General features: G+C 38.6%; 7 protein-coding genes, 2 tRNA genes and 2 rRNA genes. All 11 read right to left on the bottom strand.

The features are described from left to right. Positions 1-2,729, bottom strand: a 23S ribosomal RNA gene (locus BXU10_RS19935); the annotation flags it as partial. A gap of 159 nt (positions 2,730-2,888) precedes the next feature. Continuing rightward, positions 2,889-2,962: transfer RNA gene (locus BXU10_RS19940), tRNA-Ala, on the bottom strand. 142 nt (positions 2,963-3,104) lie between these two features. Then, a tRNA-Ile gene (locus BXU10_RS19945) sits at positions 3,105-3,178 on the bottom strand. Between the two features lie 126 nt (positions 3,179-3,304). Continuing rightward, a 16S ribosomal RNA gene (locus tag BXU10_RS19950) occupies positions 3,305-4,817 on the bottom strand. 570 nt (positions 4,818-5,387) lie between these two features. Next, on the bottom strand, positions 5,388-7,631 hold the full coding sequence (locus tag BXU10_RS19955) for a DUF6055 domain-containing protein (RefSeq protein ID WP_078229271.1): 2,244 nt from the start codon (positions 7,629-7,631) through the stop codon (positions 5,388-5,390). Positions 7,632-7,822: 191 nt separating this feature from the next. Next, complete coding sequence (locus tag BXU10_RS19960) at positions 7,823-10,036, bottom strand: alpha-galactosidase (RefSeq protein ID WP_078229272.1); 2,214 nt, start codon at positions 10,034-10,036, stop codon at positions 7,823-7,825. An 18-nt stretch (positions 10,037-10,054) separates the two neighbouring features. Further along, positions 10,055-11,266, bottom strand: a complete 1,212-nt coding sequence (locus BXU10_RS19965) for a Xaa-Pro peptidase family protein (protein ID WP_078229273.1) — start codon at positions 11,264-11,266, stop codon at positions 10,055-10,057. Between the two features lie 45 nt (positions 11,267-11,311). Next, a complete protein-coding gene (locus BXU10_RS19970) occupies positions 11,312-13,456 on the bottom strand; it encodes a family 43 glycosylhydrolase (protein ID WP_078229274.1) in 2,145 nt (714 codons plus the stop codon). A 6-nt stretch (positions 13,457-13,462) separates the two neighbouring features. Then, the gene (locus BXU10_RS19975; RefSeq protein ID WP_078229275.1) at positions 13,463-16,153 is read right to left on the bottom strand and encodes a DUF5695 domain-containing protein; all 2,691 of its coding nucleotides are present in this window, start codon (positions 16,151-16,153) and stop codon (positions 13,463-13,465) included. Between the two features lie 50 nt (positions 16,154-16,203). After that, positions 16,204-17,895 (bottom strand): DUF885 family protein, encoded by a 1,692-nt coding sequence (locus BXU10_RS19980; RefSeq protein ID WP_078229276.1) that lies wholly within the window; start codon positions 17,893-17,895, stop codon positions 16,204-16,206. A gap of 31 nt (positions 17,896-17,926) precedes the next feature. Continuing rightward, a complete protein-coding gene (locus BXU10_RS19985; protein ID WP_078229277.1) occupies positions 17,927-20,989 on the bottom strand; it encodes a beta-L-arabinofuranosidase domain-containing protein in 3,063 nt (1,020 codons plus the stop codon). Positions 20,990-21,005: the final 16 nt, after the last annotated feature.

Below are 21,005 nucleotides of genomic sequence, written 5' to 3' on the forward strand. Positions count from 1 at the left end.
GCTTATCCCTTCCCAACGTAGCTACTCTGCGGTGCCCCTGGCGGGACAACAGATACACTAGAGGTTAGTCCAATTCGGTCCTCTCGTACTAGAATCAGATCCACTCAAATTTCTAACGCCCACAGTAGATAGAGACCGAACTGTCTCACGACGTTCTGAACCCAGCTCGCGTGCCACTTTAATGGGCGAACAGCCCAACCCTTGGGACCTTCTCCAGCCCCAGGATGTGACGAGCCGACATCGAGGTGCCAAACCCCCGTCGATATGAGCTCTTGGGGGAGATCAGCCTGTTATCCCGGCGTACCTTTTATCCTTTGAGCGATGGCCTTCCATGCGGAACCACCGGATCACTATGCTCTACTTTCGTACCTGATCGACCTGTATGTCTCTCAGTCAAGCTCCCTTATGCCATTGCACTCTACGCACGGTTACCAAGCGTACTGAGGGAACTTTAGAAGCCTCCGTTACTCTTTTGGAGGCGACCACCCCAGTCAAACTACCCACCAAGCAATGTCCCCCGCAACGCGGGTTAGGCCTCAGATAAACAAAGGGTTGTATTTCAACAATGACTCCACAACGCCTAGCGACGCCACTTCACAGTCTCCAACCTATCCTACACATCATTTATCCAAGGTCAATACTAAGCTATAGTAAAGGTGCACAGGGTCTTTTCGTCCCACTGCGGGTAAACGGCATCTTCACCGTTACTACAATTTCACCGAGCTCATGGCTGAGACAGTGTCCAGATCGTTACACCATTCGTGCAGGTCGGAACTTACCCGACAAGGAATTTCGCTACCTTAGGACCGTTATAGTTACGGCCGCCGTTTACTGGGGCTTCAATTCAATGCTTCTCCGAAGATAACATCTCCTCTTAACCTTCCAGCACCGGGCAGGTGTCAGGCCCTATACTTCATCTTACGATTTTGCAGAGCCCTGTGTTTTTGATAAACAGTCGCCTGGACCTCTTCACTGCGGCCCGATTACTCGGGGCGACCCTTCTCCCGAAGTTACGGGTCTATTTTGCCTAATTCCTTAGCCATGAATCTCTCGAGCACCTTAGGATTCTCTCCTCGACTACCTGTGTCGGTTTACGGTACGGTACTAATTACCTGAAGTTTAGAGGTTTTTCTTGGAAGCCCTTAGGCGCACTATCTCTTTGTCCGAAGACTCCGAGTACTATCGTATTTCCCCAAGCCGCGTGGATTTGCCTGCGCAGCTTATAGGTAGGTACTTCAACGAACTATTCCGTCAGTTCGCGGCGCTTTCATCACTCCGTCACCCCATCACAGTAATCAGTAGTACGGGAATATTAACCCGTTGGCCATCGACTGTCCCTTTCGGGTTCGCCTTAGGTCCCGACTAACCCACAGCTGATTAGCATAGCTGTGGAAACCTTAGTCTTTCGGTGTGCGGGTTTCTCGCCCGCATTATCGTTACTTATGCCTACATTTTCTTTTCTAACCAGTCCAGCATGCCTTACGACACACCTTCAACCCTGTTAGAATGCTCCCCTACCACTTACAATTGCTTGTAAATCCATAGCTTCGGTAATATGTTTATGCCCGATTATTATCCATGCTCGTCCGCTCGACTAGTGAGCTGTTACGCACTCTTTAAATGAATGGCTGCTTCCAAGCCAACATCCTAGCTGTCTGGGCAGACAAACCTCGTTCTTTCAACTTAACATATATTTGGGGACCTTAGCTGATGGTCTGGGTTCTTTCCCTCTCGGACTTGGACCTTAGCACCCAAGCCCTCACTGTTATCAATCATTATACAGCATTCGGAGTTTGTCAGGAATTGGTAGGCGGTGAAGCCCCGCATCCAATCAGTAGCTCTACCTCTATATAACTAAAATAACGCTGCACCTAAATGCATTTCGGGAGTACGAGCTATTTCCGAGTTTGATTGGCCTTTCACCCCTACCCACAGGTCATCCGAAGACTTTTCAACGTCAACCGGTTCGGACCTCCACACTGTGTTACCAGCGCTTCATCCTGCCCATGGGTAGATCACACGGTTTCGCGTCTAACACTACTGACTAAAGCGCCCTATTCAGACTCGCTTTCGCTACGGATCCATGACTTAATCACTTATCCTTGCCAGCAACGTTAACTCGTAGGCTCATTATGCAAAAGGCACGCCGTCACCCCACGAAAGGGCTCCGACCGCTTGTAAGCGTATGGTTTCAGGATCTATTTCACTCCGTTATTCACGGTTCTTTTCACCTTTCCCTCACGGTACTGGTTCACTATCGGTCTCTCAGGAGTATTTAGCCTTAGCGGATGGTCCCGCCAAATTCAGACAGGGTTTCACGTGCCCCGCCCTACTCAGGATACCACTATCCTTTACATTCATTACTTATACGGGACTATCACCCTCTTTGGTCCTACTTTCCAGTAGATTCTAATTCTTTATGCAAGAAATGTCGTGGTCCTACAACCCCAACATTGCCGTAACAACATTGGTTTGGGCTAATCCGCGTTCGCTCGCCACTACTTACGGAATCACTTTTGTTTTCTTCTCCTCCGCCTACTTAGATGTTTCAGTTCAGCGGGTTTGCCCACCTATCGGTGTACTATGTCTTCAACATAGTGGGTTGCCCCATTCGGGTATCTACGGATCAATTCGTGTGTGCCGATCCCCGTAGCTTTTCGCAGCTTATCACGCCCTTCATCGCCTCTGAGAGCCTAGGCATCCCCCATACGCCCTTATTTTGCTTATTGTACCAATCATAAATTAATATGACCGTTTTTTTTTGTTTCTTGTTGTTTGTATCTCTACTATAACAAAAAACGCTTTCTACTTTTTATTATTTCTTATCTCAATATGTCAATGAACTTTAACAATTAATAATTATCAATTGATAATTGTCAATTATTTCGTGGAGAATAACGGAGTCGAACCGTTGACCTCCTGCGTGCAAGGCAGGCGCTCTAGCCAGCTGAGCTAATCCCCCATTTTTTAGTTGTCAGTTAACAGTTTTCAGTTAACAGTACTTAAAACGGTTACTCAACCTCTAAAATTTCCTTTTAATTAAGCTAATCAGTCTTTTTAATTATCAATTGTCAATTAATAATTGTCAATTTGATTTTAAAAAGTAGTCCCGGGCAGACTCGAACTGCCGACCCCTACATTATCAGTGTAGTACTCTAACCAGCTGAGCTACGAGACTCTGTTTTACTTAATTTTCATTTTTTTTTAAATTAACAGCAAGAGTAATACAATCTTTCAATTCAGAACTTTAAAGATCTTCATCTTTTTTCCTCAGCGTGCACAAATGCTAACACTAAGGCTCTAGAAAGGAGGTGTTCCAGCCGCACCTTCCGGTACGGCTACCTTGTTACGACTTAGCCCTAGTTACCAGTTTTACCCTAGGCAGCTCCTTGCGGTCACCGACTTCAGGCACCCCAGCTTCCATGGCTTGACGGGCGGTGTGTACAAGGCCCGGGAACGTATTCACCGGATCATGGCTGATATCCGATTACTAGCGATTCCAGCTTCACGGAGTCGAGTTGCAGACTCCGATCCGAACTGTGACCGGCTTTATAGATTCGCTCCTCCTCACGAAGTGGCTGCTCTCTGTACCGGCCATTGTAGCACGTGTGTAGCCCAAGGCGTAAGGGCCGTGATGATTTGACGTCATCCCCACCTTCCTCACAGTTTGCACTGGCAGTCTTGTTAGAGTTCCCGACATGACTCGCTGGCAACTAACAACAGGGGTTGCGCTCGTTATAGGACTTAACCTGACACCTCACGGCACGAGCTGACGACAACCATGCAGCACCTTGTAAATTGTCTTGCGAAAAGTCTGTTTCCAAACCGGTCAATCTACATTTAAGCCTTGGTAAGGTTCCTCGCGTATCATCGAATTAAACCACATGCTCCACCGCTTGTGCGGGCCCCCGTCAATTCCTTTGAGTTTCATTCTTGCGAACGTACTCCCCAGGTGGGATACTTATCACTTTCGCTTAGCCACTGAAGTTGCCCCCAACAGCTAGTATCCATCGTTTACGGCGTGGACTACCAGGGTATCTAATCCTGTTCGCTACCCACGCTTTCGTCCATCAGCGTCAATCAATTAGTAGTAACCTGCCTTCGCAATTGGTATTCCATGTAATCTCTAAGCATTTCACCGCTACACTACATATTCTAGTTACTTCCTAATAATTCAAGTTCAGCAGTATCAATGGCCGTTCCACCGTTGAGCGATGGGCTTTCACCACTGACTTACTAAACCGCCTACGGACCCTTTAAACCCAATGATTCCGGATAACGCTTGGATCCTCCGTATTACCGCGGCTGCTGGCACGGAGTTAGCCGATCCTTATTCTTACGATACCGTCAAGCTCCTATACATAGGAGTGTTTCTTCTCGTACAAAAGCAGTTTACAATCCATAGGACCGTCATCCTGCACGCGGCATGGCTGGATCAGGCTTGCGCCCATTGTCCAATATTCCTCACTGCTGCCTCCCGTAGGAGTCTGGTCCGTGTCTCAGTACCAGTGTGGGGGATCTCCCTCTCAGGACCCCTACCCATCGTAGCCTTGGTAAGCCGTTACCTTACCAACTAGCTAATGGGACGCATGCTCATCTTTTACCGTTGTGACTTTAATAATGTGTTGATGCCAACTCATTATACTATGAGGTATTAATCCAAATTTCTCTGGGCTATCCCTCTGTAAAAGGTAGATTGCATACGCGTTACGCACCCGTGCGCCGGTCTCTCTATCCGAAGATAAATACCCCTCGACTTGCATGTGTTAAGCCTGCCGCTAGCGTTCATCCTGAGCCAGGATCAAACTCTTCATCGTATATTGTTGATTTAATTTACATCAAATCGTATTGTTATTCGAATCAGTATCTATCGGTTCTTATCGAATCTTCCGATTCTATTACTCTTATTCTTTTGCCTTAACATCTCTGTTAAAGCGGCTGTCAATTCAATATGTCTACGAACGTAATATTTTTTATTCTTTTCGCCTATCGTTTGTCTCTCAAAGCGGGTGCAAAAGTAGGCACTTTATTGAGATATCCAATAATTATTACCGGTTTTTTTTCAATATTTTTCATTTTTTTTCTTAAACTACTGATAACATAAATTTTACATTTTTTAAAAATTTAATAAATAATAGGTTTTTTCTTATTTTAATTATTTTTTTTAAATAAAATACAATTTTTAAAGTGGAATTTTAAGGGACATGCTTTCCTGTATTTTCTATTATTCAAATGCCATTACATAAATGCTAATTGTAAAAACTTAAAATAACTAAGAACTTGTAATAATAAAACTTAAATAAAAAACAAAAAAGGCATCTACTGATAAGATGCCTTAATTTACAAGATAACAAATAAGTTAAAATTAACAGAGTATACTATTCTTGTTAGTTTTTAATAATTGACTTGTTTATAATCGAATTTCCGGTTTGAATACTTAGCAAGTAAACGCCTGAAATTAAATGACTACAATTATAAGAAAGATCAATTCTACCAATATCATATATTTTATCTGTGATTACGTCTAATTTACGTCCATTGATATCAAATAATGAAACAGTAACTTTTTCATGCTCTGTTTGCATAAAAGAAATAATAAGATTATCTCCTGTTGGATTTGGATAAATATTTAAACTCACATCAGAAGAAGGATCTTCATCCTGAGTTGCTTTTTTAGCGGTAACTGTAGTAACTGTACAATTTGGAGTTGTGCTAAATGCCATCGTCGCTGCCGAAAAATTGGTGAATGAAGCATTGATGTCAACGTTAGAAGTATCACTGGCACCTTTACCATCACAATCTGTTCTGCCATTTCTCCAGTAAGGAAATTGCAGATAAACACCCGAAGTTGAGCAGCTGCCAATCTCTGCATCTCCGCCAACTACAACTGAACTTCCAAAATTTCCGGCAAAAAGCATTGCATTTCCTTTAATATTAGCTGTATTTGAAACTGATCCTCCTTCCATCCAGGCGTTTCCTTCTACTATTGCACTATTTGATATAGTTGCATTGTAAACACAGGCATTTCCTCTTACAATAGCATTTCCATTTATTGTTCCTCCATCTACCATAGCATAATCTTCTATACGGGCATTTCCTGAAACAGTACCGGCTCTGACCACTGCATAAGGACCAACATAAACTGTCGATGCAACATTCGCATTATTGGACACCCATCCTCCCCCGTTAGTGTGTATGTGCCCATTTGTTTTAAGAAAACTTCTAAAATTAGCAGAAGGCTGAAATCCTTCGGGAGTTGCATTTGCAATTTTAAGCTCATAAGGATATCTTCTTTGTTTAGGATAACCTACATCCATATTGTAATTGACATGAACTTTAGGTGCTGCAAAAACTACAAGAAAAATATTTGCTTCTGTAGACGTATTAAGTGTAAAAGAAGCTTCACCATCTGTTTTGTACATTGGACTATAACGAGATATTGTCCCATCTGTCTTTGTGGTAACAAAACCATATCTCCATCCGGCCTGGGTAGTATTAACCTCTGTATGCCCTTTGAATTTAATGGTGACTTTCTTTTGGGTTCCACTGCAAGTTGGGTATAGAGGAATAACATTCATACCATAATCCTGTGGAGCCCAGTCATTATTAGTATAAAATTGATCTGTGGTCCCTGTAACTTTAGTAAGAAGCGTATATTGTCTGCTGGTATAACGTGGCATATTGGTCTTTATACTATTGTACACGTTTCTAATTGTCTTTCCAAAATTACTGGTTGCATTTATTTGTGAATTCCATTGAATAGGATAGTCGAATGCAGGCTGTCTTTGGGCATATCCCCAGAGATAATCATCGAGTTGGTCCTGTGTAAAGCCTTTTAGGCGCTTAATTGTCTGAAGCGGGTGTTCTTCATTGATAGATTCTGCCCACATTCTTCTTGTAAAATCAAATCCTTCCTTTTCCTGAACATAATACATCAAGTGAAAGTTTGTGTAGTGATGTCTATTCGATGACCACATAAAATGTTTGGTCTGTATCCACCTGGTTAAAGTACCATCAATCTCTGCCCATTGGGGATAGGCCTGAGCTCTCATAAAATTGGCATGTCCTTCAAAAAATGGACCGCCCCAGTCATATCCTGCAAATGCAGTTCCGTTGCCCGGATTTTCCTGAATACGCATCATCATTTGCAGCGTATGCGCAAATTCATGCGATAATGCCCCTCCATCTCTGGTGGCTTCCGGATGTACAAACATAGCACCAATAGTATTACTAAATGAACTTGCCTGTGCAAATGCCTCTAATCGCGGATCTGTAGAATTCCAGGTATTCATCATCATGATAATGATTTTGTACTTGCCTAAGTTTGTCGTTGGGGCATTATTGACAAAATGCAAATCGGTTATAAAACGTTTAAAACTGGTTTCAAGCGTATCTGCCACAGATTTTGGGGTAAACCTTAATGCAGTATTAGAATAAGTAGCAGGATTGGTACCTACTTTATCTCCCCAATAGAGAACAAAATTGGTCGATTCATATTTTCTTGAGTTTGATACTTTATTGTAAAACTCATTATTGGGGTCGCTCCATTCTGTTGGAGTAAATAGGGTTTTCTGGGCTATTGCAAAATAACTGCACAGAAAAAGGGTAACTAGAAAGAAAAGTTTTTTCATGTTAACTAATTTTGTAGGTTAAGAACTTATGTTCTCTGCAAATGTAATATTAAATTATAAGTTTTGTAATACAATATTAACCATATTTAATACTATTTTACCTAATTAATATTCACATATCTATCTACTAAACAAGAACTTAACAAAAAAAATAATACTTTAAAGCTAAAAAAACGAAAGATTCCTGAGAATTAATTCTTCAATTCAATATCAGTGATTTCCAAAATAACACTATTTTCTGGTTTGGAAGAAGAAACTTTCAGTCCAATTTTCATCAGGAAATCACCAGAGTAAATAGCTGCAGATTCTTCAAATGTATTTTTACTTTGAGGCATTATATTAATCTCTTTTACAATATATTTCTTTGAAGAATCTAGTCCTTCTAGCCTTACTAAACTATAATTAGGATCTGCAAGCGGATGCAAAGTATATGAAAAAAACACCGATTGTGTTTTGTCCTCATTTACATACATTATAACTGCTCTGCTGTCTTCATAAGGTGACACCAGTCGATACGCATCACCCTCCCAAATTACAGGGCTTAGTCGTTTATAATTTGCTACCGCTTCCTGACAAAATTTTAATTCGTTTTCCTTTAAGTCTCCAACATTTATATCAAAACCCAATTTACCCATCATAGCGACATCAGTTTTAAATTTAACAGATTGGGCTCCCATTGAGGTTACGTGGTTGCAAGTTGCCAATGCAGGATAAAAATTTGAATATCCCCATTGAATAAATACGCGGTCGAAAGGATCCGTATTGTCGCTTGCCCAAAATTCAGTAAAATAGTTCAGTAGTCCGTAATCGACCCTTCCACCTCCGCCCGCACAAAGCATCATTGGAAGATTTGGATATTTATTTTTTATTCGATCCAAAACTTTATACAATCCTTTGGTATAGTCAATAAATAAATGCGATTGCTGGTTTTTTAAATAATTAGAATAAGCGCTTGTCATCATTCGGTTGCAGTCCCATTTAAAAAAAGCAACCCCCGATTTGGTCTGCATAATATCATCAACTACCTTAAAGACAAAATCCTGCACTTTTGGATTGCATAAATCCAGAACCAACTGTGTCCTGTAGATACTTTTTTCACGATTGGGCAAACTTAAAACCCAATCCGAATGTTTTTCATACAGTTCGCTTTTTTCATTAATCATTTCGGGTTCAATCCAAATACCAAATTTGACATTGGTTTCTTTTGCCTTTTCCATCAGAAAACCAATTCCATCCGGCAATTTTGATTTTGTGGCTTCCCAATCTCCCAAACCAGAAACAGAACCACTTCTCGGATATTTATTCCCAAACCAGCCGTCATCGAGTAAAAACATATCAACGCCCAATATTTTGGCATCTACAAACATGTTTGCTAATTTAGCCTGGTCAAAATCAAAAAAAGTAGTTTCCCAATTATTTAATAATGTCAAGCGTGGCTTTTCTCCGTCTTTCAATCCATATTTTCTAGCCCAGGCGTGTAAATTTCTACTGGCTTGCCCCTTTCCATTATTAGAAAATGTATAAATAAAGACTGGTGTTTTAAATACTTCCTGCGGTTTTAGATTGTATTCTGAAGCAAATTCATTTATCCCAGAAATGATTCGCAATTCGTTATTATTATCAATCTCAAAAGTATACTTAAAATTTCCTGACCATGCTATCGAACCTGCAATAACTTCTCCCGTTTTTTCTGTTGATTTTGAATTTAATGAAAGAAAAAAACTTGGCGAGGCAAACATATTCGTTCTGACTCCCAGTTTTGAATCGATAACTTTTGAGCCTCTTGTAAGCTGACTTTCTTCCATTCGCATTTCTTCGACAACATCACTGTAAAATTGGGTCAGCCAATATCTATTAGCATCGAGATGCAATGCCGATGATGCATAGTTATAAAGTGTCAGCGCCTTTTTTTCATGATGCTGAATTTCTGTCCAGGACTCAATTACATTTTCTTTAGCAAATGTTTTATAATGAAGCGAAACATAAACAGGATACTGAGGATCTTTTAACTTAATAATGGTTTCTGCTGTATTTGAATCAATTTTATCTGTTGTATGATTTTGATATTCTAATTCTAAAGAAGGATTTCCATCATTATGCGTCATTCGAATAGCGGGTCCAAACAAATTATCAGTTCCAAAAGTCGGATATGCTAAATGCCGTAAATCAATTAGAGGATTTCCATCATTTATGGCAAACTTTTTTGTGTTTTCTTTTGAAATAAATTCATACTCCTGATTATTATTCAGCTTTGAACCAAAATATGTTTGATACACTTTTTTGTTTTTACCTACTTTAAAAACCAAAGCAGCACTTTTAGTTTCAACACAAATCAAAGGGTTTTCTTGTGCGTGGCCTATGCAGTACACAATACTCAGAATTAAAAGTAATAAACGTTTCATCATTTATTTTAGATAATAAAATTAATACCCAAACGGATTGTCAACACTATGCATTGGAGTTGTAAACCATTTTGGTCCCTTTTCGGTCATGTAAAAATGATCTTCATGTCTAATTCCGAATTTACCCGGTACGCAGATCATCGGTTCGTTACTGACCACCATTCCTTCGAGTAGCTTTATTTCACTTCCGCGGACTAAATACGGGTATTCATGAATATCAAGTCCGGTGCCATGCCCTACTCTGTGTGGCAATCCGGGTAAATCATAATCAGGGCTTAATCCGGCTTTGTCCAATGTTTTACGGGCAGCATCATCTACAAAACCGCATTCAGTACCAATTTTTGCAGCTTCAAAAGCAGTTTGCTGTACCTTTTTTTCTAGATTCCAAATCGTTTTATATTCTTCTGAAGGAGTTCCAAAAGCATAAGATCTTGTAATATCAGAAAGATAGCCTTCTAACCTGCAGCCTGTATCAACAATTACAGCCTGATTTTCTTTTAAAAGCTGGGGAACTGCTACTCCATGAGGATATTGAGTATCATCACCGAACAAAATAATACAGAAGTAAGACCCTGAAGTTATTCCTGCTTTTATATGTGCTTTATTTACAAAATCTGTCACTTCGCTTACGCTGATTCCGAGCCTTAAGATTCTGGCAGCGGCTCGTTGAACCTCCATCGTAATATCTTTTGCTTTTTGAATAATGGCAATTTCATTTTTAGACTTTTGCATTCGGCATGATGATGTAATGTTTTGTGCCGTTACAAAATCATAAACATTATTGGTCTTTGAAATTCCGTCAACTAAAAAATAAGCTGCCGATTCATCTATAGCAATAGTTCCGTTAGTCAAATTCTTTTTATTCAATAATTTTCCAACTAAAACATAGGGAGATTCATGCTCCTCCCAGCAATTAATATTGGACTGAACTTTCAAATATTTGTTAAAAGTCCCTTCCTCAAATTTTGGAACTATATATTCTAAAGAACCATCTTCAAAAAGTATCGCTCCGACCATTCGTTCAGAAGCACTCCAAAGTGTTCCTGTAAAATAATACAGATTGGTTCCCGCGTTAAGATACATTGCTTTAACAGAAAGTTGTTTCATTAGGTTTACCGCCTTTTTGATACGTTCCTGATATTCTTCTAATTGAATAGGTTGAACATCGAGTGTTCTGTTTTCTATTTTTTCTAATTCAATTGCAGCACTTGAACCGCTTACACCTATTGTCATTTTTTTCTAATTTTACGTTAACCCGCTAAATTAATCAATCTTATTTTATTCTTTTTTAGGTTTTGTCTGGTTCATCAGTTTTACTACTTCATCCTGATTTAAAGCATAATCATACATACGTAATGAAGCGATAAATCCCGAGAAATTCTCTCCAATATCTGAAGCACCAATTATAAGTTTAGCTTTATCGATGGCCGAAGACAAAAGCATATTTTGCGAATTATCCAAAACTCCGTCTACATAAATTTTCTCGACAACACCATCAAAAGTTAAAACCAGATAATGCCATTTATCTGCCTCAGGAAGTTTGTTAAATTTCATGTCAAAATGCCCGTCTAAATGTACTCCTGCGCCATAAGGTCCACTGTTGTAAGCTAGGGCGTTATATGAATTTGCAAGACCAAACCTAGTCCTATCGCACCAAGAGGCTAAAATTTCTCCTTCTTTTGCTATTTCTGGGTTTTTAACCCATGTTGCTAGGGTGTAAGAGCCATTCCATGCAAGACTTTCAGGTACTGGATTATCTAGTACAAAGGCACCATTTTTAAAATGAAAAGCTTTTATTCCGTCTACTTTTTCCAAAGAAACGTCGCCATTTTTAGTAAAAATCCCTCCAATAAATCCTTTATTAAAAACAGTACTTATTGTTGAATTACTTTGAATTGTGGCTGCATCAAAATCTACCAATAATTTCTTAGTGCTTTTTACAGCAGGAAACGTTTTAGATTCTTTATTTTTCAATGGCAACGGAATATCAAATAAGGAATCATAGACCTTAATATTCCAAACTGCTGCATATAATCCGGTTTTTTCTGAGGCCGAAATGGTCAGTTTTACATAACGTGCCCTAACCTCACTATCATCAATCATTGGACTTCCAGCTGTCCGATTTTTAGATCTGTCAGCATATAGATTCCACTTGGTTCCATTAACAGAATATTCTAATGTATACTGGTAATAATAACTCGCAAACTCAAATTGGGTCATTATTCTTTTTATTTTCTTCTCTGAACCTAAATCGATAATTAAATGTTGTGGCGTTGTATTATCAGAAGCTTTCCACATTGTGGCATTATTATCATCTGTCGCATAAGAAGGCTTGTATTCATAATCATATTGAGTCGATTTTAGATGATAAAAAGACGAAGCTGTTGTTTTTGCCTTGAAAGCTATATCAGCTGGAACTTCTGATTTCACCAAATCTGTAATTCCTTTTATTGATGGAACAATTGTTCTTATTGTTGAATCGTTTTCAAAAATCATTTTATCAATACAAACCTGTCTGGCAAGTCCTCCTCTTGTCATTGGGTAATCGTGTTTATGATAGACAATATAATAATCATCCTTTTCTTTTAAAACAGAATGATGCCCCGGACCATGTACCGTTTGATCATTATTGGTACTCAAAATTGGATTGTTTTTTCCTGGTTTAAAAGGTCCATATGGTGAATCAGAATAGGAATAGCGAACATTGTAAGTTTCATCATGGCAGGATGCACCAGAATACATTAAAATGTATTTTGATCCTTTTTTCATCATGTAAGCTGCTTCAAAAGGTGCCGGAGTTTGCTCAAGTGGAATATTGGTTGAGTTTTTCATTTTGTTCATCGAATCTTTATCTAATTCGCCCACTGCATAACCTCCATTATAATGCACCCAAGTACCCCAATAACTATAGATTTTACCATCTGTATCTTTAAAAAACTGAGCGTCGAGTGAAGGGAAATTTTCTCTCGGATAACCGTTTGAAATTACCGGAACATCTTTTTTGCTTAATTTTTCCCAGGGACCAACAGGAGAATCTGAAACATAACCATAAATATTACAGCCAATTTCGCAATTTCCAAAATACAAATAATACTTTCCGTCCTCACCTTCTACAATATCAGGAGCCCAAAAGTTTGTAATTGACTGGGCAGAAAAGGATGGGATTTCCATGATATAATTATACCAGTTTTTAAAGTCTTTGCTGTACCAGACTGTTGGAACTCCAGATGCCAGCATTTCATTATCTGTTGTTGCATAGATATAATAAATGTCTCCAAACTTTTTGATTGTAGGATCGGCAAACCAACCCGGTAAAATTGGATTTTTTACTCCGGGAGCATTTACATCAACATCTTTTTGTGCAAAAATGGTTCCTGCAAATGCAAAGATAATTAGGCTGTAAAATAGTTTGTTTTTCAGCATTGAATATTACAGTTTAATTTGAATAGCTTTGCTTTTTAACGCTATCTTGTAAGCGCCCCTTACTTTTTCGTAAGGTAGTTTCATCTCCTGATCAATTCTTAAATACGCATCTGGCGTGTGCACTGTTTTAGGATTTAAAGTAATGCTGATAACACCAGTTTTAGTATTATAATTTACTTTTCTAAAAGTTCCAGCATCTAAAGTAAGCCAAAGTTTTTTTGGTGCAATGAATATTTTAGATTTGGCTGCTGTTGTAATTTCAACTTCAACCTCGTTCTCTTTTTCTTTTAGATTCCCTCCAAAAGCCAGCCAGCCGTATTCTTTTTCATTGGTAATAAAAGTAGCCGTATTAACTGCATAACCAAAGAAACCGGATCCATAATCTCCTGATAAATAATCAATTTGCAAGGTTTCAGGATAAGAGTGGAAAGCAGCAGGGCCGAAACCATCTTCGGTAATATTTGAAATTCCGCCCAATAAACCTCCGTATCCAACTTTTAAGAGATGAAAATTATCAGGTGTTTTTCTGAACTGCTCTAATACCGGAATCGCATTTATAGCCGAACCATAATGATGTATCTGACGCTCTACTCTTGATAATTTTCCTCCATATAAAAAGTCCCAATATCTACGGGCGTTTCCATTGTACGCCCAGTGTGGCATTGTTGGCATGTAAGCCAAAATAGCATCCATAGTAACTTTTGCTTTGTCGTTATATCCAAAATAAACTGACCACGTATACACTTCTTCCTGACCTGTAGAATCCCAGGGCATTTCACTTCCGAACGGATAATTCAGTGTTCTCCAATGATCTGCTCTTTCTTTCATTTTGGACTCCAGATTATTGGCCATTTCAGTATATCCTTCCGCTTTTAAATCTTTCAAAATCAATAAAAATACTGTTCCTTCCATTTGTCCGAACTGTGCATAATAAGGTGCCAATATGGTCATAGCAATAGTAGTTTCATAAGCATTTTTCAGATACCAGTCCCACGCATGATTGGTAACCAGACCATCATGGTATCTTGCCAAGCGATACATCGTCCAGTGCGCAGCTGCAACGTGCGGATAATTAAAAGATCTTCCAGGATCGTCAGAACCTTTTTTATCCCATGCAGCCCAAGTTTTATAATTTATATCTTTACTGTATGTACCTTCAGGCATTAACTTTGGCTCGTAATAAAAAACACTTTTTTTAACACCGTACTTTAACGTATCAGCTGTATTATACTGAATGCCGCCCCATAATGTTTTATCGACAAACTGTTCCAGTTTTTGAATTTCTTCTTTATTTGGAGCTATTAATTCTTTCATCATAGCACCCAGCCAGCCACCTGCCCCGCCTTCGTCACTTAAACCAGCGATCCAGACACGACTATCCTGACTTACTTGCTTTTTGGTTTCATAATCATAAGAGATTACCGAAGGATTTCTATGAAAAGGATCATTTTTTTCATCAAACCATTGGGCTGTTGTCAGGAAATGTCCAAAATCATTAATCACACTTGTTTCCGATTTTATGACTTTATAATTGATTGATTGTTCTAATCCATCTTCATAAACCACAGTTAATCTTGCTCTTCCCCATTTTTTGCCGTGAACTGTGTATTGAAAATAGCCATTTTTATTTTTTGATTTTTCTTCTACAACTAAAGCTCCTTCTGGTTCAATTTTAATAGATTTTACTGCCCTTTTATATTTCATAAAAAGCTGTCCATCAACATCCTTAGGCAAAACATAACCCGGAACGCCAACCGCTACCGGACGTTCGTTCTGAATTAAAGATTTTTGAATATTTTCTATCTCATCAACCAATACAAATCTCAAAGAAAAACTTTTAGACTCTCCTGCTTTTAGGATTAATGAAGTTGGTGTATTCCATTGATCGGCACTTTTCCATTCCTGGTCTGCATAGGCTTTGCTCAATGACATCCATTCGTGGAAGCCTTCAAAAACAATGCTTCTGGGCGTTTCATCATCCAATAATGGACGGTAGGCTTCAAAAGACATATTTTCTTCGGGAAGCAACAACAAGACCGGCCCGTGACCGCTTAATCTTTTCACTTCCAGATAACCGGCGTCTTTACCAATATAAGGATCAAAAAATACATTATCGATGTGAGTTTGATCTAATGTTTTTCCCTCCAAAATGTTATTAAAAACCATTGGAACTCCCAAAGCTCCTAGTTCCTGAGCCTTATCTGATTTGTTGGTAATTTCAAAGCGCAATATTAAATTCCCGTCTTTCTGTTCGTAAAAACGTTTTATTGTTACAGGAATATCAGTTGGGAATGTATTCGAAAGATCCGCTGCTGCGAGAACATTTCCCGAAGCACTTAAAGCCGTTACCGAAGCACGTTTTGCAGCCGTCGAGTAACTTTTCCAGCTTCCGTCTGCTGCCTTTATACGAAGATTAATATCTCCTAATTGATATAAACCGTCTTTGTCGCGAACAGAAAGTCTTTCTCCCGGGGTGAAATCAAACGTTTTATCGCTAACAGGAGATAAAGCCGCTACGGTTTGAGATGATTTTAACAATTTTAGTTCAAAAGATTTTGTATTCAGATTAAGGAATCCTTGGTCTGTTTCGAGTGTTGATTTTTTCGCCTTAATCTTATCCCAATATTCCTGTGCCTGTAAGTTATCCGAAGCAATTAAGCAGCAAATTGTCAAAGCCAATACTTTTATTTTTTTCATAATTTGATGTTTTTAAAACCTGAATAAAAGCTATTCAGTGATACTTTTTATTATTTAAAATCAGTCGAAAACTTCCATTTTGTTTTATAATCTTCCTCGACAGGCAAATCCTCCAATAAAATCCGGAGCATTTCTACAGGCATAATATTTTCTTTTAAAACCCTGTCATGAAATTGTTTTTCTGTCCATCCTTTGGCTAACAATTCATTTCTTAAAGCGTAAAACTGTAAACCGCCCGTCATATAAGCAACTTGGTATAATGGTGCATCTCCGCTGGCAAAGGAACGTCTTACTTCTGCTTCTGCATTTGCGTATTCATGTCCCACTTCATTCACTAATAAATCAATACATTGCTGTGGAGTCATTTCGCCCAAATGATATTTTAATGAAAAAATGATTCGGGCACAACGGTGTATTCTCCAAAATAACATTCCTAATTTTTGTTCTGGAGTTTGCGGAAATTGTTTATTCCAAAGATTGATTTCCCAATACAAAGCCCAACCTTCCATCCAGAAAGGAGTATCAAAAAGCTGGCGATAGGACTTGTAACGACTGTTCATAAAAAACTGTAGGTTATGTCCAGGAAGTAGTTCGTGTTGCACCGTTGCAAAAGAAAAATTTGGATTGTTACCACGCATGCTCATCAATTTATCTTTCTGATCCATATCCTCTGTTGGATACGAAATACTTATTTCCCAGCCTCCCGTAAAAAAGGGATTCACTTTCTGACGTTCCGGAGTCATCATAATCATCTGCCAAGTTTCTTTTGTCAAATCAGGTAAGGTGATTAAATCGCGGTCTTCAATAAATTTTATCGATTGATTGTATAGATTCGTAATCGCCTGTGGCTGTTCGCCTGCCGGAACATAAGTATCTTTAACGTGCTCCAATGCCTTTTTCCAGTCATTTCCATAACCTAATTCTGTAGATGCCTTGATCATTTCTTTTTTGCACCATTCAAACTGAGTTTGAGCTGCCAAAATTAATTCCTCTGGAGAATAGGGAATATATTCGAACGCAAGACTTTTTATAATAGCTTCTCTTCCAATTGGTTTTCCAATAATCCCGCTACCATCATCTTTTAGACTTGTTTTAGAATAATTGGCTCTTAAAAAATCCTCGTAGCCTTTTAGTTTTTCAGATAGTTTTTTATACGGTTTTTCCATCCACCAGGTAAAATCGGGGTCATAGCTGTAATAGAAATCATAAGCTTCTTTTAATGATTTTTCAAAAGAAACTATCGTTTTTGCGGCCTTGTCTGCTGCAAACCAGTCTTTAAAAGGTTTGTTTTTGAGCAGCTCTGTTTTTTTGTCAATAGTAATTCCGGCAATATCAAATACTTTTGCTAATTGACTGGCCACCGGGCGTTTTCCTCTTCTTCTTTCCTGAATAAAAAGATTGATATCCGCTGAAAAATCTAAAACCAAAACTATTTCTTTATATGATTTGTATTCGATCTGCAAAAAATAATCTTCCCTGCTAATTAGATTTTTTAGTAACAGATAATCTACTTTTCCGTCTTTTGATAAATTTTTAAAATCAATACTTTTTACCTTTTTTCTCCACTCTTCATAAAATTTAGAAAACCTCACATAATATTCTTCGGATTCGTTGTTGGAATAAAAATTTTGCAGCGCTGTTTTGTCTGCCTGAAAAGTATTCACGACATCGATAAGTTCGCTGGAAAAGGAAGGTGTTACCATAAATAAAAATAAAATAAGGCTTAGAATTAATTTTTTCATGCTTTTGTTTTAATGTTTTAATGCTATTTCATTATTCTTTCAAAGTGACATCCAAATAAACCGAATGACGTCCGTAGGTTTCGTAAAATGGCTTGTAAAGGGTTCCATCGATTTTAAACTCTAATTTCTTCGGATCTCCTTCTATTGTCTTTCCAATATTTTTTGCGTCTAATGTCACTTTGCGCCAGTCCTTTCGTGGTTCTGTTTCTTGGGCGGCCAGCAATATTGGTCCATAAAACAAACTAGCGATATTTTGTTGATCTATTACGGGTTCTAAGTGAAAATCAAATGGCATTTGCAATTCGATTGTATCGCCGTCTTTCCATTTTTTATTTAGCCTGAGATAGCTACCCGGTGTTACTTTTACTTTTTCGGGTTTACCATTTATCTTCACAAAAAATCCTTTAACCGCCCAATGTGGCACACGAACATTGATTGCAAAACTTCCATTTCCTTTTATGGTTAATTGTGTATGATCTTCATTTGGGAAAGAAGTTTTTTGCTCTATAATGACATTCCTTTCTGTCCATTTTAAAGTTGACGGAATGTAAAGATTTACATAAATCGCATCATTCGCAGCACTTTTGAAATAAATCGAATTTTGAAACTTAGTATTACTTTCAATTGCAGTTCCGTTGCAACAGGTAAAACCAGTCATATGTGGATTTCCAAACTGTTTTACAGCACCTGGTCTTAAGGGAACATGATACGTATTTGCCGGACTATTTTCTGCTACGGAAGAAAGAATGTGATTGTACAGTCCGCGTTCGTAATAATCCATTAATTCACCGCGCTGGTCATAAAGAAACAAGTCGCTTGTTAATTTAAGCATATTGTAAGTGGCACAGGTTTCGTTTTGACCTCCAGATGAAAATCCGTTTTCGTAAATGGTTGACGGCTCACTGATAAAACATTCTGCATTAGCGGGATTACGTGCTCCGGCCACTCCACCAATGCTGTACGTATAATTATTTGTGGTTTTATTCCAGAAATTATCGGCAACCTGATAATATTCAGACGTTCCTGAATCGCGGTACATTTCGAGTGCACCCATAATTTGCGGAATATGCTGATTGGCGTGTAATCCTCTAAAAGTATCTACATTTTTTACCAGTCCATGCGAATGGTTTACATCGCCATAAAACACTTTTATATTGTCGAATAATTGGGCTACTTCTAAATAATGAGGATCTTTTGTGATTCTGTACAATCTTGCCATCGCTTCGTTCATTCCGCCAAATTCGCCTGCAATATATCGGTTCCACATACTAATCAGGGTTTCGGTTGGCAATTTTTTCATTCTCGCATAAACCCAGTCTCCCATTCCTTTGGCTGTTGCAAGTGCTTTTTCGTTGCCGTTTACTTCGTAAACATCCATTAAACCCGCAAGAATTTTATGAAGCGTGTAATAAGGTGCCCAAATTTGAGTTTTCTGCCCTCCATAAGTTGCTCCTTTTTCCAGCATGATGAATTGATCTGGCGGATAGGCACTGATATATCCTTTGCCCCAATTTTGGTAATCTGTACGAATTGCTTCCGGACTCAAATCTGAATCATAAGTTGTTTTGCCCGGGCCAGGCGATACTTCTGTTGGATCTGCTATAAATTTCCCTCCGGCTTCTCTTGGATTTCCGGAAAGTTGTTCTAATTGATACAATGTGTTGACCATATATTCCATTTTTCCGGCAAAATTGGCCTGTAGTGTTTTATCATAACCGGTACTTGCATACGCCTGAGCAATTGCAGTCAGGTAATGTCCTGTTGCGTGTCCGCGCAATTTGGTTTCCTGTGTATCCCAAACACCAAGTGGTTCGGCTTCTTTGGGCTGTTCTTGTCCAAAAGCATTACGAAACATATACAAAAATGAATCCGGATCTGTTGTGGCCAGTGTTGTCAGGAACTTATCGCGATTTTCAATGAATTTGTTCTGGCTACCTTTAGAATCTTTATTTAAAACCACCTGATCTAATTTGAAAGTTTCCAGATTGCGATCCGGTGTTTTTGTTTCCTTGCCCTCTTTTACGCTTACAATCGCTTTTGGTTTTAAATCAGTCCCAGGAATAGTTCCGGTTATGATATATTGTCCACTTTTCAGTACCTGAGTGTTATCTTTTGGCGATGGCCAAATAACGCGAACTTCAGGACCTTGAATACCATTTTTATAAACTCCTTTTATATAACCCGGTAATCTTGGAAGTGATCCTACAACGGTTTGTGCTTTGACATCCGAAACACTTGTTAAAAATTGATTGTAAAGTTGAGGAGTTGTACTGGCAAACTTTGGCAAATCTGCTGTTTGTTCTTCCCCGGACTCCTCTTCTTCCTGGCCTTCTTTTAATGCATTGTTGTAAATTCTGGTAATTTGTTTGTCTGTCAAAGGAACTCTGTAAATTCTGAAATCGTGTAATTTTGCATTCAGATAAATGTTATCCTCTGCTAAATATTTTCCTATATAAAGCCTGTTTTTTTCGGCTGAATTGTAATCGAATAATTTTGCCAAATCTAATGCTGCATTCTTGGTTTCACATGCAAGTACGCCATTCACGTAAGTACTGATTGATTTTGACGGAAAATTGATTACAACTGTAACATGATTCCATTTCCCTGTTTCTAAAGCTTTTGCTGTTGATTTAAATTTAGCTCCCGATTCAGTTATGACTTCAGTCTGGATTCCATCTTCTTTTTCTGTTCCTGCCGGTGCAAAAAACAAATGTGAATTGTTATTTTTTCCAAAGTCAAAAAATCGCTGCCCTTTTTGTGCAGAACGTAAATAAATCCATCCTGATATACTTAAAGATTCTTCACCTATTAATCCGTCAGCCGGAATTGAAACAAATGCTTTACTGTCTGCAGGCAAAGAAAGTACGGTACCAAATTGATCGTCATTTACAAACTTTGCTTTTACATCCTGAATTTTACCGTGTAAATTATTCCGGGACCAGTCTTTAGCATCGCCAGCAAAAACATAGCGGGCAATTAGTCCCGTTTCTCCAATTCCGTCTAAAATCTGATCGCCGTTTTGTGCACGTATCGTTGTTGTACATGATGCCCAAAAACTGAATACGAAACAAATAAATAACTGATGTTTTTTCATCGTGAATTCTTTTTCT

The sequence above is a fragment of the Flavobacterium sp. LM4 genome (assembly GCF_002017935.1).
Lineage (GTDB): Bacteria > Bacteroidota > Bacteroidia > Flavobacteriales > Flavobacteriaceae > Flavobacterium > Flavobacterium chungangense.